General features: G+C 57.5%; 23 protein-coding genes, 1 other RNA gene and 1 pseudogene. 15 read left to right on the plus strand and 10 right to left on the minus strand.

Features of this window, described 5'->3' with window-relative positions:
• Together BLS55_RS11275 and BLS55_RS11280 are read right to left on the minus strand one after the other, a co-directional pair.
• Positions 1 to 218: transposase (locus tag BLS55_RS11275; RefSeq protein WP_180365464.1), on the minus strand; the 218-nt coding region annotated here is incomplete at its 3' end.
• A 253-nt stretch (positions 219 to 471) separates the two neighbouring features.
• A complete protein-coding gene (locus tag BLS55_RS11280) occupies positions 472 to 1,311 on the minus strand; it encodes a pseudouridine synthase (RefSeq protein WP_092155268.1) in 840 nt (279 codons plus the stop codon).
• Between the two features lie 747 nt (positions 1,312 to 2,058).
• Here BLS55_RS11280 and rdgC point away from each other — a divergent pair.
• From rdgC to traI, 13 genes and pseudogenes are all read left to right on the plus strand, one after another.
• Positions 2,059 to 2,682, plus strand: a complete 624-nt coding sequence (gene rdgC / locus BLS55_RS11285; RefSeq protein ID WP_092155270.1) for a recombination-associated protein RdgC — start codon at positions 2,059 to 2,061, stop codon at positions 2,680 to 2,682.
• Between the two features lie 15 nt (positions 2,683 to 2,697).
• On the plus strand, positions 2,698 to 3,225 hold the full coding sequence (locus tag BLS55_RS11290) for a hypothetical protein (RefSeq protein ID WP_092155272.1): 528 nt from the start codon (positions 2,698 to 2,700) through the stop codon (positions 3,223 to 3,225).
• A gap of 9 nt (positions 3,226 to 3,234) precedes the next feature.
• Positions 3,235 to 4,272 (plus strand): ABC transporter permease, encoded by a 1,038-nt coding sequence (locus BLS55_RS11295; protein WP_092155274.1) that lies wholly within the window; start codon positions 3,235 to 3,237, stop codon positions 4,270 to 4,272.
• Positions 4,272 to 5,108, plus strand: coding sequence for an ABC transporter permease (locus tag BLS55_RS11300; protein WP_092155276.1), 837 nt, complete (start codon positions 4,272 to 4,274; stop codon positions 5,106 to 5,108). Before BLS55_RS11295 ends, BLS55_RS11300 begins: the two co-directional genes overlap by 1 nt.
• 65 nt (positions 5,109 to 5,173) lie before the next feature.
• Positions 5,174 to 6,778 carry a DNA repair protein RecN gene (locus BLS55_RS11305; RefSeq protein ID WP_092155278.1) on the plus strand — a complete coding sequence of 535 codons (1,605 nt, stop codon included), beginning with the start codon at positions 5,174 to 5,176 and terminating at the stop codon, positions 6,776 to 6,778.
• A 539-nt stretch (positions 6,779 to 7,317) separates the two neighbouring features.
• Positions 7,318 to 7,824 carry a hypothetical protein gene (locus tag BLS55_RS11310; RefSeq protein ID WP_092155280.1) on the plus strand — a complete coding sequence of 169 codons (507 nt, stop codon included), beginning with the start codon at positions 7,318 to 7,320 and terminating at the stop codon, positions 7,822 to 7,824.
• An 81-nt stretch (positions 7,825 to 7,905) separates the two neighbouring features.
• Positions 7,906 to 8,285, plus strand: a transfer-messenger RNA (tmRNA) gene (gene ssrA / locus BLS55_RS11315).
• A 188-nt stretch (positions 8,286 to 8,473) separates the two neighbouring features.
• Positions 8,474 to 9,679, plus strand: a complete 1,206-nt coding sequence (locus BLS55_RS11320; protein ID WP_092155282.1) for a tyrosine-type recombinase/integrase — start codon at positions 8,474 to 8,476, stop codon at positions 9,677 to 9,679.
• Positions 9,680 to 9,797: 118 nt separating this feature from the next.
• The gene (locus BLS55_RS11325) at positions 9,798 to 10,013 is read left to right on the plus strand and encodes a helix-turn-helix transcriptional regulator (protein WP_092155284.1); all 216 of its coding nucleotides are present in this window, start codon (positions 9,798 to 9,800) and stop codon (positions 10,011 to 10,013) included.
• Between the two features lie 53 nt (positions 10,014 to 10,066).
• The gene (locus tag BLS55_RS11330) at positions 10,067 to 10,741 is read left to right on the plus strand and encodes a hypothetical protein (protein WP_257243236.1); all 675 of its coding nucleotides are present in this window, start codon (positions 10,067 to 10,069) and stop codon (positions 10,739 to 10,741) included.
• 312 nt (positions 10,742 to 11,053) lie between these two features.
• Positions 11,054 to 11,755: a lytic transglycosylase domain-containing protein gene (locus BLS55_RS11335; RefSeq protein ID WP_257243237.1), complete on the plus strand. Its 702-nt coding sequence runs from the start codon at positions 11,054 to 11,056 to the stop codon at positions 11,753 to 11,755.
• A pseudogene (locus BLS55_RS12420) lies at positions 11,646 to 11,891 on the plus strand (plasmid mobilization protein); the annotation flags it as partial. The gene BLS55_RS11335 and the pseudogene BLS55_RS12420, both read left to right, overlap by 110 nt.
• Entirely contained in the window at positions 11,888 to 13,525 is a 1,638-nt protein-coding gene (traI, locus tag BLS55_RS11340) for a TraI/MobA(P) family conjugative relaxase (protein ID WP_092155288.1), read from the plus strand. The pseudogene BLS55_RS12420 and the gene traI, both read left to right, overlap by 4 nt.
• Before the next feature lie 36 nt (positions 13,526 to 13,561).
• On the opposite strand, the gene BLS55_RS11345 is transcribed toward traI, so the two are convergent.
• The 8 genes from BLS55_RS11345 to BLS55_RS11380 form a co-directional block, all read right to left on the minus strand.
• A complete protein-coding gene (locus BLS55_RS11345) occupies positions 13,562 to 14,266 on the minus strand; it encodes a cytochrome c biogenesis CcdA family protein (protein ID WP_092155290.1) in 705 nt (234 codons plus the stop codon).
• A gap of 84 nt (positions 14,267 to 14,350) precedes the next feature.
• The gene (locus BLS55_RS11350; RefSeq protein WP_092155292.1) at positions 14,351 to 14,716 is read right to left on the minus strand and encodes a thioredoxin family protein; all 366 of its coding nucleotides are present in this window, start codon (positions 14,714 to 14,716) and stop codon (positions 14,351 to 14,353) included.
• Between the two features lie 57 nt (positions 14,717 to 14,773).
• Positions 14,774 to 15,217: an arsenate reductase ArsC gene (locus BLS55_RS11355; RefSeq protein WP_092155294.1), complete on the minus strand. Its 444-nt coding sequence runs from the start codon at positions 15,215 to 15,217 to the stop codon at positions 14,774 to 14,776.
• Positions 15,218 to 15,392: 175 nt separating this feature from the next.
• Positions 15,393 to 16,238 (minus strand): arsenite methyltransferase, encoded by an 846-nt coding sequence (arsM, locus tag BLS55_RS11360; protein ID WP_218970747.1) that lies wholly within the window; start codon positions 16,236 to 16,238, stop codon positions 15,393 to 15,395.
• 6 nt (positions 16,239 to 16,244) lie between these two features.
• Positions 16,245 to 17,291 carry an ACR3 family arsenite efflux transporter gene (arsB, locus tag BLS55_RS11365; RefSeq protein ID WP_092155298.1) on the minus strand — a complete coding sequence of 349 codons (1,047 nt, stop codon included), beginning with the start codon at positions 17,289 to 17,291 and terminating at the stop codon, positions 16,245 to 16,247.
• Between the two features lie 49 nt (positions 17,292 to 17,340).
• A complete protein-coding gene (locus BLS55_RS11370; protein ID WP_092155300.1) occupies positions 17,341 to 17,634 on the minus strand; it encodes a thioredoxin family protein in 294 nt (97 codons plus the stop codon).
• Positions 17,635 to 17,650: 16 nt separating this feature from the next.
• A complete protein-coding gene (locus tag BLS55_RS11375) occupies positions 17,651 to 18,703 on the minus strand; it encodes a permease (protein WP_227327197.1) in 1,053 nt (350 codons plus the stop codon).
• 170 nt (positions 18,704 to 18,873) lie between these two features.
• On the minus strand, positions 18,874 to 19,197 hold the full coding sequence (locus BLS55_RS11380) for an ArsR/SmtB family transcription factor (protein ID WP_092155304.1): 324 nt from the start codon (positions 19,195 to 19,197) through the stop codon (positions 18,874 to 18,876).
• A 551-nt stretch (positions 19,198 to 19,748) separates the two neighbouring features.
• Here BLS55_RS11380 and BLS55_RS11385 point away from each other — a divergent pair.
• Both BLS55_RS11385 and BLS55_RS11390 read left to right on the plus strand, forming a co-directional pair.
• Entirely contained in the window at positions 19,749 to 19,961 is a 213-nt protein-coding gene (locus BLS55_RS11385; protein ID WP_092155306.1) for a hypothetical protein, read from the plus strand.
• A gap of 439 nt (positions 19,962 to 20,400) precedes the next feature.
• On the plus strand, positions 20,401 to 20,636 hold a 236-nt coding region (locus BLS55_RS11390; RefSeq protein WP_143339566.1), incomplete at its 3' end, for a transposase.

Genomic DNA, 20,636 nt, shown 5'->3' on the forward strand with positions numbered 1-20,636 from the left:
AAAGACCGCCCATAATAACCAGCACGAGTGCTGGCCCGCTGTGCATTGCGTTCATAGCGCTTGGCCTGGCACAATGCTTCCGCTTCGGCATCCAGCAGACCGTTCAGCGTTTCTTCAACGCTCTGCCGGACAACCTCGGACACATGTGACCGTAATTCCTGCTCATCCACTGCGATAACCGGAACTTTCTTTTTCTCAAGCTCCTTGATACCTTTCATCCGTAGCCCTCCTTGTTGCTTGGGTGGTTTTGCTTAACCAAAGCCTAACCAACTTGGCGGGCTACTTCCATTTTTTAAATGTGCGAAAAATACCGTACGTTATCCGCCGAAACGAGCGGGGCTTAAACTTTGCGCTGCCGTGCCTTAACCTTTGAGAATGTATATTCTCAACGTTGATCTGCTTTAAGGGATTGCTGCAATGCTGGGGCAGGCGGCGTACGGAACGTTTCTGGGCGGAAGGGGGGAGGGGGCTTTATGCAAGCCCCACGCTGCGGCGCAGCGCCGTCACCTCATCGGGGGTGAGTTCTCTGGCCGCACCCGATGGCAGATCCCCCAGGCGGAGCGGCCCCTGAGCCACCCGGCGCAGCCGCAGGATGGTCAGCCCCAGGTCACGGCACATGCGCCGGATCTGGCGGTTGAGGCCCTGATGCAGTTCCATCTGCAGCAACATGCCTTTGGGATGGGGCGCGGCCGTCACCGTGACCGGCGCGAGTTTTTCGCCTTCGGCCAGGTGCATGCCGCGGCGCATGGTTTCAAGAGCTTCCGGCGGCACTGTGCCGCGCACCAGAACCTCATAGCTCTTGGGCTGGTGGTGGCTGGGGTGGCACAGGCGCTGGGCCAGTGCGCCGTCGTTGGTCAGCAGCAGCAGGCCTTCGGAAAAATAGTCCAGCCTTCCTACAGGATAAAGCCGCAAGTCCCGCCATTGTTCCGGCAGGCAGTCCAGCACTGTGGGGCGGCCTTGAGGGTCATGCGCCGTGCAAACCACCTGTACGGGCTTGTGCAGCAGCACATAGGCGTAGTTCTGTGGGGCGGCGAGAGGCCTGCCATCCACACTGAGCGTGTCTTCCGGGCCCACCTGGCGGCCAGGGTTGGGTTCCGGCTGACCGTTGACGCAGACCCGGCCCGCCAGGATGAGCGCATCCGCCTTGCGCCGCGAACACAGGCCGCTGGCTGCAATGGCTTTGTTCAGCCTTTGCGCGCCCGCAGGGGCCTCCTGGGGGCCTGCGACAAGGTTCGCCTGCGGGGAAGGTTTTGCGGCAGGTCGCGCTGGACGGGGCCTGTTTTTGTCCTGATCCCGATGCTCACTGCCCATGAGGCCTCCTTGGGGCTTGCCCGCAAAATGCAAGGCGCGTCTTCGCAAAAAACCATCGTCCGCGTGCGGACTTGACGGACACAGCCCGCATGGTGCGCGAAGCGCCGCCGGGCGTCAAGCCGGGAAGCTCAAACCTGAGGGAACAAGGGACGGCATGGCATCCGCGCCGGCAAGCGCCGCGGAACGAGCGTGTCGTAAAACTTTGAACATGCATATTTGCCACGCTAATCTGCCAAGGGGCATGGGCCCAGGTGCTGGTCGCGCAACGTGTTTTCTTGCGGCTGGTGCGGCATCGGACAGGGCTCAAATTCTGAGCTCAGCTTGTTTTCGGGATTCAAAAGTTTACATAATTATCATTATGGGACATTTTGAACCGAGCAAAAGGGGCCGCGTAGAACCCCGGAATGGTCCCCTTTCGGGCCGCTACGCGCCCCAGGCGCAAGGTCCGTTTTTTGTTTTCCCCAGGCCGCCGTCGCTGCGGGGAAATGCCGCCTGGGCTTGCCGCATCGGCGGCCTTTTGGGGCTGGCGTTCCAGCCCCAAAATCTGCGGCTTGTTGCTGCCGGCTGTCCGCGCGGCGCGTTCCGGCACAGCGCCGACGCTCGCGCTGACCGGCGCGCAAAGGAAGTCCTCCGGGGCCTTTGCTCCCCCAGGCGCGGTTCCGACCCTTCGGCAGTCCGGCCGTGGGCTTGCTCCTGAAGCGGCTCTGACGTACAACACAGGCCAACGTTTTACACCGAGGTACGTTCATGGGCTTTGCCAACAGCGCGTGCAGTTTTACCCGCTTCCGCATTCTGGATCCCGTGCCTGCCGAGCTCTGGCCGCAGATTCCGGACAAGCTCAAGCAGTTTGCCATGCAGGATATCGACAATATCCCGGAGCCGCAGGCCTGCGGCTGGGTCAGCTACGAAGACATGCTGGACACGCAGTGGACCACGGCCACGCCCCACAAAGGGGCTTACCTGGTTTTTTCCCTGCGCCTGGATACGCGCCGCATCCCCGCCGGGGTCATCAAAAAGCACCTGGCCCTGGCCCTGAAAGAAGAGAAAAACCGCCTGCGCGACCAGGGCAAGACCTTTATTGCCCGCGAGCGCAAAAAAGAGCTCAAGGAGCAGGTCATGCTGCGCCTGCGGCAGCGTTTTTTGCCCGTGCCGGCGGAATTTAACGTGCTCTGGGCCACGGACAAAAACGAGGTCTGGTTCGCCTCCACTCAGGGCAAGATGCTAGAGCTTTTTATGGAAGAATTTCTCAAGACCTTTGCGCTGCACCTGGAGCAGCTGACCCCTTACAATCTGGCGGCCAGCCTGCTGGATGAAGACAGCCTCATCCGCCTGGACCAGCTGGAAGCCACCCAATTCGCGCCCCAGAACTAACGGGAGATACATTACATGAGTACAGCCTATGCCGCGGAATCTCCGGACAGCATTCTGGGACGGGAGTTTCTGACCTGGCTCTGGTACCAGAGCGATACGGCCCCCGGCGGTTTTACGGATGCCCAGGGCGCGCCTTTTGCGGTCTCTATGGAGCAGCGCATCGTCGTGGAAGGCGGCGAAGGCGAGGCCCGCGAAACCGCTGCGGTTTCCGGATCCCTTTCCCCCTTGCGCGAGGCCCGCTTCGGCCTGGGCACGGGCAAAAAGGTCAGCCGCGCCCTGGTGCGCCTGGAAAAGGAGGAGCTGGCCTTTCAGGTCAGCCTTAAGGCTGAGGACTTTTGCCTCAACAGCCTGCGCACGCCCAAAATTGACACCAGCGATGCCGACGACGACCCCGACGCCCTGCTGCTGGAAAAAATCGCCCTGATGGAAATCTGCACCGGTCTGCTGGACGCGCTCTACGCCCGCTTTCTGCGCCTGCGCCTTTCGCCGGCATGGCTCAAGGAAGTGGCCGAAATGCGCCAGTGGATGACCCGCACGGAGTAGCCCCGGCCCATGAGCGCCCTGCCCTCCCCTTCCGCCCGCGGCCGCGCCGCCTGGGGCGACCTCGCCCGCAACGCGCTCCGGAAAAGCCTCTGGATGCTTCTGGTGCTCTGGGGCATTACGGTCATCAGCTTCTGGGTCATCCACCTGGCCCCCGGTTCGCCCACGGATATGGAAACCACCCTCAACCCTCTGGCCGGGGCCGCCGCCCGCCAGCGCCTGGAAGCCCTCTACGGGCTGAACCGCCCCCTGTATGTGCAGTATGGGGATTGGCTGGTGCGCCTGCTGCATCTGGACTTTGGCAACTCCATGTCCGCAGACGGCAGGCCGGTGCTGACCAAGATTCTGGAGCGCCTGCCCCTCACTGTGGGCATGAACGTGGTTTCTCTGCTGCTCACCCTGGCCATCGCCATCCCCGTGGGCATCATTTCCGCCTGCCGCCGCAATTCCCTGCTGGACCGCACGGTGACCGTGCTGGTTTTTCTGGGCTTTGCCATGCCCTCCTTCTGGCTGGCGCTGCTGCTGATGCTTTTTTTCGGCATTGATCTGCAGTGGCTGCCTATCTCCGGCCTCACGTCCATGAATTACGCCCAGATGAACGGCTGGGAGCGCTTCTGCGATCTCAGCCGTCACCTGGCCCTGCCCATTGCCGTCTATACCGTGGGCGGGCTTGCAGGCATGTCCCGCTACATGCGGGCCTGCATGCTGGAGGTGCTGCGGCAGGACTACATCCTCACCGCACGGGCCAAGGGCCTCAGCCCCACGGCCGTGGTTCTGCGCCACGCCCTGCGCAACGCCCTTTTGCCGGTCATCACCCTGCTGGGCCTTTCCGTGCCTGGGCTCATCGGCGGCAGCGTGATTATTGAGTCCATCTTTGCCCTGCCCGGCCTGGGACAGCTTTTTTACGCCGCCGTCATGGCCCGCGATTACACCATGATTATGGGCAACCTGGTGCTGGGCGCGGTGCTTACCCTGGCGGGCAACCTGCTGGCCGACTTCTGCTACGGCCTGGCTGATCCGCGCATCCGCAGCGCCAAGGACAACCGCTGATGTGCCCCGCCGCCGTCAAAAGACTGCTGGGCCGCAACGGCATGCTGCTTCTGGGGCTTCTGCTGGTGCTGGGCATGTCCCTGGCTGCCCTTCTGGCCCCCTGGCTGGCCCCTTTTGATCCGGACGCCCTGCACCTGGGGCACATTCTGGAGCCGCCCTCCGCGCGGTTCTGGCTGGGCACGGACCGCCTGGGGCGGGACGTCTTTTCCCGCCTGCTTTACGGCGGGCGCATCTCTCTTTGGGTGGGTTTTGTGGCCGTGGGCATTTCTGTTAGCATCGGCGCGGCGCTGGGCCTCATCAGCGGCTATTTTCGCGGCTGGGTGGACGAGGTGGTCATGCGCGCCGTGGATATCATGCTCTGCTTTCCGTCTTTTTTTCTCATCCTGGCGGTCATTGCCTTTCTGGAGCCCAGCCTTACCAATATCATGGTCGTTATCGGGCTTACCTCCTGGATGGGCGTCACTCGCCTGGTGCGGGCCGAGGCCCTGAGCCTGCGCCAACGCGAATTTGTGGATGCGGCCCGGCTGGCGGGCACGCCCACCTGGCGCATTCTGCTGCGCCACATTTTGCCCAATGCCCTTGCCCCGGTGCTCATCACCGCCACCCTGGGCGTGGCCGGGGCCATTCTGGTGGAATCGAGCCTGAGCTTTCTGGGCCTGGGCGTGCAGCCCCCCACGGCCAGCTGGGGCAACATGCTCATGGACGGCAAGTCCGTCATTGAGACAGCCCCCTGGCTTTCCGTTTATCCTGGGCTGGCCATCCTGGTTACGGTGCTGGGCTACAACCTTCTGGGCGAAAGCCTGCGCGACCTGAGCGACCCGCGCCTGCGGCGCTGACGGCGCGGCGGCATAAACGTTAAAGCAATACTTGAGCAACCAACGGCAAGCCCGCGGAATCTGCCATGCTGGAATACCTGCGCATTCGCAACCTCGCCCTCATTGAGGACATGGAGCTGGAATTTGCCCCCGGCATGAACGTGCTGACCGGCGAAACCGGGGCCGGCAAAAGTTTTATCCTCAAAGCCCTCGGCTTTCTCCTGGGGGACAAGCTCACGGCGGATATGGTGCGCCCCGGCGCGGAGCGCGCCCAGGTTGAGGCCCTGTTCAGCCTGCCGGATCAGGATCTTATTCTGCGGCGCGAGCTTTTGGCCGAAAGTGGCCGCAGCCGCCTGTACGTCAACGATAGCCTGCGCTCCCAGGACAGCCTGCGTGAGCTGCGCGGCCGCCTGGTCAGCCACACCAGCCAGCACGCCCAGCAAAAGCTCCTGCAGCCCGCCGTGCAGGCTCGCCTGCTGGAACACGGCCTGGCCGATCCGGAGCTGCTCTCGCAACGCGACGCCCTGCTGGAGCAGCTGCGCGAGGTGGCTGCCCGGCGGGAGGCCCTGCGCCGGAAGCAGGCCGATCTGGCCGAACGGCGGGAACTGCTGGAAATGCAGCAGCAGGAAATCGCCAAGGCGGCCCCGGAACCGGGCGAAGAGGAACGGCTGGAGGCCCTGCGCGCCAAAGTCCGCGCCACAGAACGGCGGCGGGAGGATCGCGATCAGGCCCTGGCCCTGCTCCACGGCGGCGAAGGCGAAGGCCTGCTGGATCAGCTCGTGCGGCTGGAAAAACTCCTGGAGCGCCTGGCCGAGGAGGACGAAAACTGCGTCGCCACTGCTGAGGCTGCCGCAGCCCTGCGCGAGCAGCTGACGGATCTGGCCCGCCGCCTGCGCCGCGGCCCGGCGGACAACGACCTGCCCGACGTGGACAAGGTGGAAGAGCGCCTTTTTGTCCTGGCCCAGCTCAAGCGCAAGCTGCACCGTACCCTGCCGGAAATTCTGGCCCTGCAGGAAGAAATCGCCCAGAACCTTTCCTTCCTCGACGTCTGCACCCTGGACCTGCACCGCCTGGATGCGGAGGAGGCCGCCCTCGCCGCCCGCCTGCGCGCCGTGCTGGAGCGGCTGCGCCCCGCGCGCAGGGAGGCGGCCGCCGCCACGGTCCAGCGCCTGGAAGAAGAGCTGCGCGGCCTGGGTTTTTCCGATCAGGTGCGCGTGCTGGCGGATTTTGCGCCCCAGGAGGTCTGGCCCGGCCTTGAGGACGAGCGCGGCCGCATCCTCTGGGCCCCCAACCCCGGCCAGCCCCCCCAGCCGCTGGACAAGATCGCCTCCGGCGGCGAGCTTTCCCGCTTTCTGCTGGCCCTGGCCAGCGTGCGCCAGGACGAAACGGAAAACGCCATCTTTATTTTTGACGAAGTGGACGCGGGCGTGGGCGGGCTGACCCTCAACAAACTGGCGGAAAAACTCTCCGCCCTGGCGGAAAAACGCCAGATGCTGCTCATCACCCACTGGCCGCAACTGGCCGTGCGGGCCCGCAAGCACTTTCAGATCGTCAAAACCGTGCGCGAAGGCGCAACCTTTACCCTCTGCACGCCCCTGGAAAAACAGGCCCGCCACGCGGAGCTCGCCCGCATGGCCGGCGGCGGCCCCCAGGGCGAAGCCCTGGCCCGCAGCCTGGAGGCGGCTGGATAAGGTCTCCAGAGGAAAAAAATTTATGGGGGAAGAGACATTATTCAGCTTCGCGCTTCGCGTTGCGCGAGGGATGCTGTGGACGAAGAGGACCGCGCTCAAAAGTTCTCTTCCCCCGCGCCACCCATCCTTCAAAATCTTTGCTCTGATGACGTTACCTGTTGTTTTTTATTCTAGTATACAGCATAAAAGCGCCGTCGGCCGTCGCATCGGCGGGCGCATTTGACCGGGCCGTTCTGGCGTTCGGCCTGCGCCCTGGCCGACAGGCCGCCGATGATTGCGCTGCCCAGGCGGCAGGTCTTGCCCAGCCTCTTCCCCCTAAGCTGACGGATTTTTGATTTTCTCTAGAAAATCCGCCCCCCACGCGCCCCTCCCGGTTCTGGCACCCATCTTGCTTTATCAGGAGCAAACAGCTTGGCCCGGCATTTTTCGCCGCTTGCAGAAGACTGCAAAGGCGCGGCAACGGGCGTCAGGACATCCGAGGGGCGTAAGCCGTCAAGGGGGCGCGTGTGACGACCGACAGTCAGAATCAAATCCAAACTATGCTCCATCTGCGCCATCTGCCCGCCGTTGCCGCGGCGGACGACGGTGCGCCCCTCCCTGCCCCGCCGCCGCTGGACCCGGCAGCCCGGCGCGCGTTGGACAGCCTCTCCCGCATTTATCCCCTGGTGCTGCCTGCCGTGGAAGCCCGTCTGGAGGCGCTGCAGGACGATTTTATTGCCCAGCTCAGCAGAAAGATGCAGGGCCGCGGCCTTGCGCCGCAGGGGCGGCTGCGCCTTTCCCCGGCCGCAGGCAATACAGTGTTGGTGGAAGGCGAGGAAGACGAGGCCGCCGGGCTGCGCGCGCTTTTTGAGGCATGCCCGTACCTGGGCGATCTGTTCCATGAAATGGCCCGCCTGGCCGTGCTGGCCCACGGCATGGAGGTCACCTCGCAGGCCTACACCGGAGAAGGAAACAACCTGGCCGCCGTTGTGGCGGACAACACCGCCCTGCTGGGCCGCTACCAGATGTGCCTTAAGGGCTCGCTTTCGCACTTTTATCTGCGCTGAGGCGGCCCGATAGCGTCGCCGATGCATTCTGCGCTCTTGCCAAACGGCGCGCGGAGGCTTATCTTCATCCCGACCCATTAAGGGGGCGCACTGGTTTCGACGGGGACGTGGAAGCCGGAGCGGCAGGCCGAGGCGCCGCTGGCCTCGTAAAAAGCGGCAACAAAAGTAATTGCCAACAACGATTACGACTACGCTTACGCTGCCTAATAACAGCGAGGCAACGACCGCTTAGGCGGTCACGCTGTGCGGGGCCACGCCTGATAACCCTGCGCGGCGACATGTATCAGGCTGGCGGAGACCGGTGCCCACCGGGGTTTTCCGCGAGGAGGTTACCGGCGGGATTGCCGTCTTGCGCCTGGTCAGGGGCCACCAGGGCGGTGAAATTTATTCCTGACCTAAGCCTGTAGATGCTTCGCGTGGAATGTCCGCGGACGGGGGTTCGACTCCCCCCGCCTCCACCATTATAAACTTTTTTACTGTCCAAGTCAGTCCAAAGAAGGCCGTAAATCCTAATAACACAAAGGATTTATGGCCTTTTTGGTGTCCTTGGAAGTCCGTGAACATCCGTTGTCATCAAACACGAATGGGGGTAAAAATGGGGGTAAATTGAAAGCGCGAGAAAGTTTTACCCCCAACTTCGGAGGCCATTATGCCCTTGTCAGACGCCAAAATCCGGGCTTTACCCCCAACAGATAAAAATCTGAAACTTTTTGACGGCGGCGGATTGTATCTTGCCGTCTCCCCTGCTGGCGGGAAAACATGGAGGCTCAAGTACCGCTTTGGGGGTAAAGAACAAACACTGACCATAGGACGTTACCCCCAGATTGGCTTGAAAGAGGCGCGGGAGAAAGCGCAGAAGGCGAAAGCATCCCTTGAGCAAGGGATTGACCCCGGCCAGATGAAGAAAGCCGTGGCGGCAGCCCAGACAGGCGGCGGGGATTCTTTCGAGGCCATTGCCCGTGAATGGTTCGAGCGCAATAAAAGCAAGTGGACGCCCAAGCACGGGGAACGAGTGCTGTTACGCCTTGAGCAGAATATGTTCCCATATATCGGTAAAATTCATATCGGCATTCTGACCGCGCCTCAAATCCTGTTGTCGCTCCGCAAAATTGAGGAGCGCGGCGCGATTGAAACGGCGCATCGCGTTCTTCAGGAGTGCGGTTGCGTATGCCGGTACGCCGTGGCCACCGGACGGGCCGAGCGAGACGCCACGGCCGACCTCAAAGGCGCGTTGGCCCCGGCCATATCAAAAAACATGCCCGCCATCGTCACCCCCTCCGAAGTCGGGGGGCTCCTCCGCTCTCTGGAAGGCTATACGGGTTCCGAAGTCGTCAAAGCCGCCCTTCGTCTTGCCCCTCTCGTATTTGTGCGGCCCGGAGAACTCAGGCAAGCGGAATGGACGGAGTTTGACCTTGCCGGGAAGATTTGGATAATCCCCCCCGAAAAAATGAAAATGCGGCGGGAACATCGTGTTCCCCTTGCCAGCCAGAGTATGAGCATTCTTGAAGCCTTGTTTCCTCTCACTGGACGCGGCCGCTTCCTCTTTCCGAGCATGAGAAGCGCGGCCCGTCCCATGTCGGACAACACGGTCAACGCCGCTCTCCGCCGTTTGGGCTATGCTCAGGGCGAAATGTGCGGACACGGTTTTCGGGCTATGGCCTCGACGCTTCTCAATGAACGCGGGTGGGCTCCTGATGTTATAGAAGCCCAATTGGCTCATGTGGATGGAAACAGCGTTCGCCGCGCGTATAATCGCGCACTGTATTGGGAAGAGCGTGTGAAAATGATGCAGGAATGGGCGGATTATCTGGATGAATTGCGGGAAAACACTGGGGCACAGGACAGTAACAGATAAAAATCGTCATATAGACTATAAAAAAATGTTTTTTGCTGAAAACAGGAAGTAATTTCCTCACGTTTCGCAAAAAGACCGTGCTACACCTCCGTAAACACTATTTTACGGAGGTGTTTTTATGTCTACAGTAATCCCTCATACTGGATTTATGCGGCTCTGGCAGGTGCTTGAAGTGGTTCCCATCAGTAAAAGCGCATGGTGGGAAGGCTGCAAGACTGGCCGCTTTCCAAAACCCGTAAAACTTGGCCCCCGCACAACCGCATGGAAGGCCGAGGACATTGCCGCTCTGGTGAAGAAGTTGAGCGATCCCGAATACGCCGCCGAGGATAGATAGGCCCCGCCGTGCGTTGGATTAAACATCCAAGCACTTTTTCGCGCCACGCCGCCATGCTGGAACTGAGGGACATACTCGGTCCGGCAGGGTACGGCGCGGCGTGGCTTTTGCTGGAACGCATAGCGGAAGCGTGGGACGGCAACGGGGAGCCGGAATTATGCCTTTCCTTGCAGGAATGGAAATATGTATGCGGTGTTTCAAGTCAGAAATTTCAAAAACTGATCGAAATTCTACAACAGCACACAATTATTCAGACAGAAAATGTGCGGTTCCGGCGACTGGTAAAAGCATCTATCCTTTTGCAATTACAAGATGAATGGACAAGGAGAGTGCGCCAAAACTCCAAAGTGACTCCTGAGCTGGTCGGGAGTCACTTTGGAGCACAGACAGAGACAGATAACAGAAGAAAAAAAGACAAAAATACACCGCCGGGAGCGAGTCTGTCCTACCAAGTGGCGGGCGTGTTTCGTCGGCATGGGATCATGCCGGGGTCAGACAGGGCGCGGCATATTGTAAGCCACCTGGAGGACAGACAGCCGCAGAATCCGGGCGGTTATCTGGAAAGTATTCTGCAACGGAAACCGGATTTTGATCCCATGCCCCAAGCCTATGAAGACGGCACAATAAACAACAGACAACAAGGGCCGACAGCTACCGGGGATATTTTGCGCCGCATGGGAATGGTCCAGCCGCCGAGGACTGACAGCGGCGACCATGAAGACGGGTGATTTCATTTCCCGGCCGCTTTTTCTGTTTTCACAGAATAATATTCCATGATGATGCAAAGTACATCATTTGAACTCTTACTATAGTTATTATCACTCTCTAATATGCCGAATGAAACTGTCATATCGCATAATAAAAGAAGGGAAATTGCGCCGTTCTATATCTCACGGCATCTTTCCTTGTGCTATGCTGTATCCGCTTTGGAGGGCAGGACAAGGGAAGTAGGCCCACCTTGCGGCGGTTCTCTTCCCGTCCTGCCCTGCGGGGCTGTGCTTATTCGCCTTCGGCTCAACACAAAACAAGGCAGAACTTCAATGAAAAAAGGCATGGCGCTTTGCGCCGGGATTCTCCGTTTGCTTCTGGCGGTTTCTCCGGCCAGCGGCGCGGATGCGGCTTTGCCCCCGGATGAGGGCACCCATATCCCCGCCCGTCTGGTGGAATCCGTGGCCCGTCAGGAATCAAGCCTGAATCCGTGGGCTGTGAACGTGGCGGGACGTGATTTTTATCCGGTCAGTCGGGAGGAGGCAGAGCACATCATAACGGCGGCAGAACGGGCGGGCGCTTCCTATGACGTGGGGCTGATGCAGATCAACCGTTGGTGGATACGCCGCTACGGTATTTCTCCCGCGTCATTGTTGAACCCGGACATAAACAAGAAGTGGGGAACCTGGATACTGGCCCAGGAGATTGCCCGCCACGGCTACAATTGGCGGGCCGTGGGCAAATACCATTCACCGGACGCCGAACGCGGCAGGCGCTATGCGTGGCGCGTGTACCGTTATTATGCGTCCCGGTCGGAACCTGGTTCACCCACGGGCAAGGAGCGTTTTCATGCCGAGCAAAAAACTGGCGCTCAAAACCTATCTGACGCCGGAGGAATACGACGTTGTTCTGGCCAGCGCCCGCAAGGCCGGATTGTCTCTTTCGACGTTCAGCAAACGGGTATGCCTTGGCTTTTCCGTGCCAAGTCTGGAACACCAGGAAGCCCGGCTGGAACTCCGGCGCTTGAAAGGTGAGCTGGCGCGGCTTGGCGGCCTGATTAAACAGGCGTTGGCCAGCGGCGCGGACAGGAGCACGGTTCACCGGCTTTTACATGAACTTGACGCCCGGCAGCGGGAACTGCAAGCGGCTATCGCCAGGATTGAAAGATGATCAGCCGACGCATCCCCATAAACCCGACGCATGATCGCTATCCCCGTCTTGCCGCGTACATTGCCGACGCTGGGCATGGTGGGGAAAAATGTCTTATGGCGTGGTGCGCGGGCTGTCTTGGCGGTGAAGATTACGCGGAAGGCGTCGCGGAAGTGGCGGATGTTCAAGATTGCAACACCCGCGCCCAGGGCGCGAAGACCTATCACTTGCTTGTGAGCTTCCGGCCCGAAGACGAGACTCGACTTGCGCCCGAAGTCTTTCAGGACATAGAGCGGCGTTTTGCCGCCGCCTTGGGGTATGCCGAGCACCAACGGCATTGCGGCGTACATCGGGATACCGCCAATATCCATATGCACGTCGCCTACAATATGATCCATCCGGGCACATACACCGTACACAAAGAGTTCCGCGATTACTGGATACGGGACAAGCTATGCCGGGAACTGGAACGTGAATACGGCCTGCATATTGACAACGGCCGGGAGCAACTCGGAAAGGACCGGATCAATGACAAAGCCGCCGCGATGGAAGCGCACAGCGGCCAGCAATCTTTCGTGTCCTATGCCAAGAGCCATGCGGAGGACCTGCAAGCGGCCCTTGCCGGAGCCGGAACATGGGAGGAAGTCCATGCCGCTTTTGCCCGTTACGGACTGGAAATCCGGCCCCGCGCCAATGGCCTGATTGTTCGGGACCGTCACAGCAAAAACGCTAACAGAGCGGCCAAGGCCAGCGACGTGGCCAAGGGGTTTTCCCTGAAAAAATTGCAAAGCCGGTTCGGGCCGTTCGTTCCGCCCCTGGCACCGGAACGCTTCACCGGGCAGGACCGCTATGAAGCCGCAACACTCTGCCGGGGACCGCACCGGGGAGAATTGTTCCAAGAGTACAAGCGGGGAATTGAAAACCGCATAGCCTGTCTGCAAACGCTGAAAGAAAAGGAGGATGCGACTCTGGACGCCATCCGTCGCAAATGGGAAGTAAAGCGGAATGAGCTTGACCGGCTGAACATCGCCAAGCGCAACCGGCGCAATCTGATCGCCATTGCCCGCAAACGCGAAGCCGAGGAAAAGGCGAACGCCCGGCTGTCGTTTCAGGAGCCCCGGCAGGAGGTTCGTCGGGAGATTCCCTATGCGTCATGGACCGCTTTTTTACAATGGAAGACGGAACAGGGCAACGAAACGGCTCTGTCCATGTTGCGTTCACACGCAGGAGGGGCCGAGCCGGAAAGAGAACAGCGGCCCCCGGATGTTGCCTCCCTACGGGCGCAGTTTGCAACCAGGGAAAGGAACGCGCAAGAAGCGCCGGGCGTGAGCGGCAAAGGCAAGACGCGCCTGTTGGCCGCGCTGCGTATGGAACGGCTTGTAGCGGAGGAGCGCCAGCGGCATGGAGAAAACACCCCCTGCATGTTCGACGGAATCACATGCCGGGTAGATGGAAAAGGCGTGGTGATTTTCACCATTCCCACCGGGGGCACCGTGCGCGATACAGGTAAGACGGTGCTGTTTTCCGCAGGGGACGCGACGGCGCGGGAAGCGGCAAAACGCTACGCTCAAAGCAAATGGGGGCTACGCATTGTCATGGAGGAAAACGGTTTTTCTCTCGGAAAAGAAAGAGCGCGGGAACGTGGCGGACGGTAAGAAAACATCCGCCGAGTTCCCGCATAGAAAAGTCTCTCAGACTATGAATGGAGAGACGGCGAAATACAGACCGATGCCGATCACCAGCAGTCCGGCCAGCTTTCTCCCCCATTGAGTCGCAAGACGCATTCCTTTGGCTTCCACAAGCCGCTGACTCAGCGCCACGGAACTTCCCGCCAGAACAATGGGCAGGCAATGCCCCAAAGCGAAAAACAGGATCAAGGCTATCCCTTCGACAACTCTCTGTTGTACGGTGATAATGGCCAGAATGGGCGCGATGAAGCCGAATGTGCATGCCCCGGATAAAATGCCGTAGGAACCACCCAGGATAAAGGCCCCCCGATACCCCCGCATGGTGAATCCGCTCAGGGTCTTGCCCGGCAGGCGGCACTTGGCAACGCCCATGAGGTCTAGGCCGAGCCAGACCAGCAAGACCCCCACCGGCACCCCCCATAAGGGGGAAATATCCCCCAACATGCGGCCGAGCAACGAACAGATCACGCCCACCACGGCGATGGAGAGGAATAACCCCAGGCTGAACACGCCAGCATATCCCGCCGCTTCTCTCCCTTGAATCTCGTGCCCCTGGCCAGCCACGTAGCCCACCATGAGCGGGATGGAGGCCAGATGACACGGACTGAACAATACGCTGACCATACCCCATAGAAAGCAACCGAGAACCGCTAGCGCAAAGGTATCAGTCATCCACATATTGATGGTCAGTAAAAACTGGTTAAACACGTATTTGCCCCAGGTAAAGCGTGAGAGAATAAATATGGGAAAAGCAACTTGCGTAGCTTTTCCCTGTGTGCCTGCCTAAACAGTTTATTCTGCAAGCAGAGCATCAATTTTTGTTTTTATACTCGCCTCATCTAAGAAACCTGTATGGCGTTCCCGCTCATTTCCTTTTTTGTCATAGAAAATTTGTGTCGGTATGGCTTGTATCCCGTATTCAGATTTCATGTTTGGATTTTCCCAAACATCAACAAACAATATGGAGGCTTTGCCTTCATAGTATTTGCCGACTTTTTCCAGAACAGGAGCCATCATTTTGCATGGAACACAGCTTTTTGCCCCTAAATCAAGCATTGTCACCGTATTGGGAACAGGAATTTGTTCCGGCGCGGCATAGGCGGCGGAAAAAGACAACATGAGGACAAAAGTGGAAAACAACAGCGAACGCTTGAACATGGTTGCTCCTGATAAAGTGCTAGAGTGTTTTAAAAAGTTAGGGCAGAACAAAACCGGCTAGGCTTGTTCTGAAAATAATTCAGGGTGGGCTTGGGGAAGGTTGCCCACAAAGTCGGCTATCTCATCACGTACTCGTCGGTAGTATGTCAAAGCCTCTTCCTCGGTTTTGGCGTTTTTCGCCAGTCTTGGCGGATCGTCAAATCCGTGATGCTCAATTTTTGCTCCACCGGGAAAATAAGGGCAATTTTCCGCCGCGTCTCCGCAGAGCGTAACGACCAGATCAAAATCGACGGGCGGCAAATCCAGGAGACTTTTGGGGAGGTACGTGGAAATCATTATCCCCTTTTCCGCCATAGCCTGTACGGCCAAGTAGTCCACTTCACGGGCCGGAGCAGACCCCGCCGAGTGAACTTGCAATTGTGGCCACAGCTTCCGCGTCCAGCCTTCGGCCATTTGACTGCGACAGGAATTACCCGTGCAGAGGAAAAGAATTGTCTTCATGATGACTCCGTAGATAAAGTCTATTATTTGTTATTTGGCAATATAGCAATATATATGCCACTATAACATGCTTAAAATATTATATTTATGTTTCACCCTTCTGTATCATTTTTAACCATCTCTGTGTCGGTTGGATGAAAATGATACAGAAGAGCATCGTGCAACTTCAAACAGGCTATGGTTTTTGCGCGGAAACGATGGCGCTGGTCATAACATCGTGGAGCGTCTTTTCCGGGGGAAGCGATTGACGGATTTTCGCGTACAGAGGATCGTCGCCCGATTCCATAGCTTCGATGTAGCCGGACTTCTTATCCAAAGAGATATGAATAAAGCCGCATTCCTTAAGAATGTTTTTCGTTTCTTCCAAGAGAATGGCCCCGGATATGCAACCGACCAGGGCCGCAACGGAATCCATCACGTTTTCCGGGAGTTCTTCCAGCAGCACAATATCAGATACGGAAACCTTGCCGCCGGACCGCAACACACGGAAAATTTCCTTCCAGACTTGCGGCTTGTCGGGGGAAAGGTTGATTACGCAATTTGACAGAACCACATCCACGGAGTTGTCGGCCACCGGCAAATGTTCGATTTCACCCAAGCGAAACTCGACGTTATCAAGACCGGAATGTTCCCGATACCATACGCAGGCGTTCCGCGCCTTGTGAAGCATTTCCGCCGTCATATCCACGCCGATGACCCGGCCGGATTTCCCGACTCGCGGGCCTGCCTGAAACACATCGAAGCCGCCGCCCGATCCCAGGTCCAGAACCACGTCCCCTTCTTTCAGAGAGGCCAGGGCCAAGGGATTGCCGCAGGAAAGGCCCATATTGACGCCTTCCGGCAAGTCGTTAATGTCGTCTTCCGAATATCCCAGACTTGCGGCCAAGGTTCCCGCATTGGCGCTTGAGCAACAGCCTTGCCCACTTCCACAACATGATTGCGTGGAACCCAAAGCGATACCGGCATAACCTTGGCGGACTTTCGCCCGCATTTCTTCTTTTTGGGTACTATCCATCGTCATTGCTTCCTATGACGCATACCAGCGTCTTTTGATCCATAAGGACACATTGACCAGCCCGATCAGCACCGGCACTTCCACCAGCGGGCCGATAACGGCCACAAACGCCTGCCCGGAGTTCAAGCCGAACACCGCGATAGCCACGGCAATGGCAAGCTCGAAATTGTTGGAAGCCGCTGTAAAAGAGAGTGTTGCCGACTGTTCGTAATTGGCTCCGGCCTTCCAGGAAAGATAAAAGGATAACAGAAACATGAAAATGAAATACACGAGCAACGGAATGGCCACCCGGAGCACGTCAAACGGCAGTTGCACAATGTAATCCCCTTTGAGGGAGAACATCACCAGAATGGTGAACAGCAACGCGCGTAACGCCCACGGGCTGACGCGGGGGATAAAAATATTTTCGTACCAGTCCAGTCCCTTGACCTTAAGTCCATAAAGCCGGGAAAGAATCCCGCCCAGGAACGGAATGCCGAGATAAATAAAAACGCTCTCGGCTATCTGCCCCATGCTTATATCCACTACAGCGCCTGACATGCCGAGCCATCCGGGCAACACTGTAATGAATACATAAGCGTACACAGAGAAGAACAGCACCTGAAAAATGGAATTGAACGCCACCAAACCGGCGCAGTATTCACGGTCCCCGCCCGCAAGGTCGTTCCAGATAATCACCATTGCTATGCAACGGGCCAGCCCGATGAGGATAAGCCCTATCATATATTCCTGATGACCGGAAAGAAACGTCACGGCCAGCAGAAACATAAGAGCGGGACCGATGATCCAGTTTTGCGTCAAAGACAGCAGAAGAATTTTTTTATTTCTGAAAACCTTGCCGAGTTCTTCATATTTCACCTTCGCCAAGGGCGGGTACATCATGACGATAAGCCCGATAGCGATAGGAATGTTTGTGGTGCCGACCTGGAAAAAGTTGATCACACTTCTGACGCCCGGCGCGGCCCATCCGAGCATCACACCTATAAACATGGCGAAAAATATCCACAGCGTCAGATAGCGATCCAGAAAAGATAACTTTTGTAAGGTGGATTGGCTCATACTCCCCTCCAATGGCAATAACGGGGCGGGTACACCGCCCCGTTCACGGTTAGCACTTGCCGCCGCAACAGCAGCCGGTGGAAGTCGAATGAGCGGAAGCATGAGCGTCCGGCGTAGCGATCCAACCCATGACTTCGGACTTGGAAGGCACACGGCCAGTACACATGACGTTGTTGTCGATGACCACGGCGGGCGTGGACATAACGCCGAGCGCCATCATTTCTTTCAGGTCCGTGACCTTTTCAACCGTGGCGGCACTTCCCGCATCCTGCACGGCGGCATTGACGACGTTTTCCGCTTCTTTGCACTTGGCGCAACCGGGACCGAGAACTTTGATCAACATGACGACCCTCTTTCGGCTAAAAGATTTGTGTTTGGAGGATATTGAACAGCCAGCCCACTACCGTGAATATAACCAGCAACATGCCCAAGAAGAGGGCCAAAAGCTTCCAGCGCATGACCTGTTTGAGCATGAGCACTTCCGGCAGACTCGCCGCTACCGTGCTCATGCAGAAGGCCAGCGTCGTGCCCAGAGGCAGTCCCTTGAGCAGCAGGCTTTCCATAATCGGAATAATACCCGTGACATTGGTATACAGCGGAATGCCGATAGCCACGGCCACCGGGACGGACCACCATTGACCGGCTCCCAGGTTTTCCGTGAACCATTCCTGCGGCACATAGCCATGAAGTAACGCGCCAAGGCCCACGCCGATGATGACCCACAGCCAGACCTTTTTGAAAATACTGCTCGTTTCAGAGTAGGCGAACGCATGGCGTTCCATGAGGCCCATCTTGGGAGCTTCGCCCGCTTCCACAGCGGCTTCTCTGGTGGACGCATTCTTCATGGCGTCCAGCAAAAAGGGTTGCAGCCAACGTTCCGCACGGAGCGCGTCCATGATGATCCCGCCCACAATGCCCGCAAACATGCCCACCACCACATAAATGATCGTAAACTTCCAACCCAGCAGTCCCCACAGCAGGACCACGGCGATTTCATTGATTAACGGCGAGGTGATGAGAAAGGACATAGTTATGCCCAAGGGAATACGGGCCGTGGTGAACCCCAGGAACAAAGGAATGCTGGAACAGGAACAGAACGGCGTGATAGCCCCGAAGCCCGCGCCTAAAAAGTAGCCGATTCCCCGGCCTTTTCCCGCCAAATAGTCCCGGACCCGTTCAACGTGCATCGCGGCCCGCAGCCAGCCGATGACGTAAACCATAAGAACGAGCAACAAGAGAATCTTTGCCGTGTCATAGAAAAAGAACTCGACGGAATCCCCCAATGGAGTGCCTTTGTCGATGGAAAAAAGATCATAGGTCAGCCATTGCGAAAGCGGCACAATGACGGAATAGACCGCACTCCACAGCACCAGAGCAGCAATGCCGATCCCGAAATATCGCGTCTTGTTCACTTGCGACGGGATGGAAGGGGATTGCGGCGCTTCGGACTTTTGACAAGCGCACTGAACCGAGGGAGGTAAAACCTGTTTTTCTTCTGGTACGCCCGCACAGCATTTTGACATCTTGCTAACCTCTTAAATTTTCTTTATTGGCAAAATTGCCAATATTACGAGTAAAAAAATTACCCTTTGTTCAGCATGTCCATTTGCGAAAGGACACGCTTTTCCACGATTTCTCCGGTGCAGGACAGAAAGGTGTCCAGACAACAGAGAGCAAGGCGGTAATAGATGTTTGTCCCTCTTTTTTCAGTGAAAACCACCCCCGCTTCCCGGAGTACGGAGAGATGCTTGGAAACAGTGGACATATCGTCCCCTACCAGAGCTTGCAGATCGCAGACGCACTTTTCACCGTCTCGCAGGGCATCCACCATGAGCAGGCGGCTCGGATGACCAAGCGCCTTAAAAATCTTGGCTTGTTCCGAGATATACTTTTTGTACCGGTCCATGTTTTCATCCTTGGCTTTTCAGCAAAATAGCCACTTGAATTTCTCTTGTCAAGATTGAAAACCATCATTGCTCAATTTCGCCATTGTCTTGTACGGCAAACGGAAAACAGGGATTGAGTATAAGAATGTAGTTGCATTAATTAGATATGCTATATCGTATATATGGCAAAAGCTGTCTTACCCGGCTTGACTTATGTTGCATAATTCAGGACAAGAAGACAGTGGAATAGTTCTCTGTTTCACTTTTTTTAGAAAGTATATTTGGTAAAAATGCCAAATAGCCAATAAATTAAGAGGAATTTCTTCATAAATCGGGCGCTCGTTTGTGAAGAGCGCGGGGACTCTTTCCCGGCCGGGCCGGGCTGTTGCCCGCGAACCACGGAACAATGGCAAACTGAGGACGTACATCTTCGACGCACAACCCTGGTTGATGTTCGGAAGATTTACAGCGCTTTCAGCGACGGCTGCAATCTGACAGTCAACCCGGAGTATGCCTACCGGCCGGATCGAGGGTAAGCCAGCGGACTGCCGAAACTCATGGGAGAGAAATTATGAACTCTGCCGAACAGCGGTCGATCCGGGAATTTGAAGAAAAAGCCAAAGAACTTGTCAGCTTGATGTATGCTATGACAGAGGCGGAGCTTGAAAAAGTCCGCGTCCCCGACCTGTCGAATCCGTCAACGCGGAAGCATAAGGCGCTTATTGTGGCCGCACTTACGGTGGACAAGGCCATTATGGCATTCATCGCCACCTTTGAACTGTAGCTTATGAAAGTGGCCCGCATTCCCTGTCGGAAAGCGGGCCACTTTTACCGACAGGGGTGCGCGTGAACGCGCAAGGCCTGCGCCATCGTTAGCTTTCTTTCCCTTCCGTCTTGTGCAGCTTCGCCGGGCGTTCCGCCCGTACTCGCTTCCGCGCCGGACGGTCATTCCCGCTCATTCTGGCACGGGCCTTTCCCCTGTGCTTTCTTGTTTTCGCGTTGCCGTGTTTTGGAGCGGTTACCCGTGGGAGCTTCACTTGCTTGTGAAAGCCCTACGGAGCACCGCCATAAAGGTGGTCAACTCCAAAGGGAAAAACTCCCAGGAGTGGCGCAAAGGAAACTCAGAACATCATCACCGCGAATATGGTAACCGGGTAATCCTCCCAAAAAGAAGTAGCGTTTATGGGTAGAATTTCCGATACTGACCCGAACGGAGATTTTACATGAAAGCGTCCAGATTTTCCGACAGCCAGATTTTGGGAATTTTGAGGCAGGCCGAGAATGGGATCCCCGTGACCGAGCTTTGCCGCGAACACGGCATAAGCAGCGCCACGTTTTATAAATGGCGGGCAAAATATGGCGGCATGGATGTTTCGCTCATGGCTCGGATGAAAGAGCTGGAGAAGGAAAATGCCCGCCTGAAAAAGATGTATGCCGAAACGCAACTCAAATATGAAGT

Source organism: Desulfovibrio legallii (assembly GCF_900102485.1).
Lineage (GTDB): Bacteria > Desulfobacterota > Desulfovibrionia > Desulfovibrionales > Desulfovibrionaceae > Desulfovibrio > Desulfovibrio legallii_A.

What these genes read in the sequence shown, in the direction of transcription:
- BLS55_RS11350 (WP_092155292.1), bottom strand. Translation starts at nt 14,716, where the DNA reads ATGTTCAAGCGTTCGCTGTTGTTTTCCACTTTTGTCCTCATGTTGTCT.
- BLS55_RS11280 (WP_092155268.1), bottom strand. Translation starts at nt 1,311, where the DNA reads ATGGGCAGTGAGCATCGGGATCAGGACAAAAACAGGCCCCGTCCAGCG.
- BLS55_RS11355 (WP_092155294.1), bottom strand. Translation starts at nt 15,217, where the DNA reads ATGAAGACAATTCTTTTCCTCTGCACGGGTAATTCCTGTCGCAGTCAA.
- BLS55_RS11305 (WP_092155278.1), top strand. Translation starts at nt 5,174, where the DNA reads ATGCTGGAATACCTGCGCATTCGCAACCTCGCCCTCATTGAGGACATG.
- BLS55_RS11300 (WP_092155276.1), top strand. Translation starts at nt 4,272, where the DNA reads ATGTGCCCCGCCGCCGTCAAAAGACTGCTGGGCCGCAACGGCATGCTG.
- BLS55_RS11320 (WP_092155282.1), top strand. Translation starts at nt 8,474, where the DNA reads ATGCCCTTGTCAGACGCCAAAATCCGGGCTTTACCCCCAACAGATAAA.
- BLS55_RS11290 (WP_092155272.1), top strand. Translation starts at nt 2,698, where the DNA reads ATGAGTACAGCCTATGCCGCGGAATCTCCGGACAGCATTCTGGGACGG.
- BLS55_RS11385 (WP_092155306.1), top strand. Translation starts at nt 19,749, where the DNA reads ATGAACTCTGCCGAACAGCGGTCGATCCGGGAATTTGAAGAAAAAGCC.
- arsM (WP_218970747.1), bottom strand. Translation starts at nt 16,238, where the DNA reads ATGACGATGGATAGTACCCAAAAAGAAGAAATGCGGGCGAAAGTCCGC.
- rdgC (WP_092155270.1), top strand. Translation starts at nt 2,059, where the DNA reads ATGGGCTTTGCCAACAGCGCGTGCAGTTTTACCCGCTTCCGCATTCTG.
- BLS55_RS11295 (WP_092155274.1), top strand. Translation starts at nt 3,235, where the DNA reads ATGAGCGCCCTGCCCTCCCCTTCCGCCCGCGGCCGCGCCGCCTGGGGC.
- BLS55_RS11325 (WP_092155284.1), top strand. Translation starts at nt 9,798, where the DNA reads ATGTCTACAGTAATCCCTCATACTGGATTTATGCGGCTCTGGCAGGTG.
- traI (WP_092155288.1), top strand. Translation starts at nt 11,888, where the DNA reads ATGATCAGCCGACGCATCCCCATAAACCCGACGCATGATCGCTATCCC.
- BLS55_RS11380 (WP_092155304.1), bottom strand. Translation starts at nt 19,197, where the DNA reads ATGGACCGGTACAAAAAGTATATCTCGGAACAAGCCAAGATTTTTAAG.
- BLS55_RS11335 (WP_257243237.1), top strand. Translation starts at nt 11,054, where the DNA reads ATGAAAAAAGGCATGGCGCTTTGCGCCGGGATTCTCCGTTTGCTTCTG.
- BLS55_RS11370 (WP_092155300.1), bottom strand. Translation starts at nt 17,634, where the DNA reads ATGTTGATCAAAGTTCTCGGTCCCGGTTGCGCCAAGTGCAAAGAAGCG.
- BLS55_RS11330 (WP_257243236.1), top strand. Translation starts at nt 10,067, where the DNA reads ATGCTGGAACTGAGGGACATACTCGGTCCGGCAGGGTACGGCGCGGCG.
- BLS55_RS11310 (WP_092155280.1), top strand. Translation starts at nt 7,318, where the DNA reads ATGCTCCATCTGCGCCATCTGCCCGCCGTTGCCGCGGCGGACGACGGT.
- arsB (WP_092155298.1), bottom strand. Translation starts at nt 17,291, where the DNA reads ATGAGCCAATCCACCTTACAAAAGTTATCTTTTCTGGATCGCTATCTG.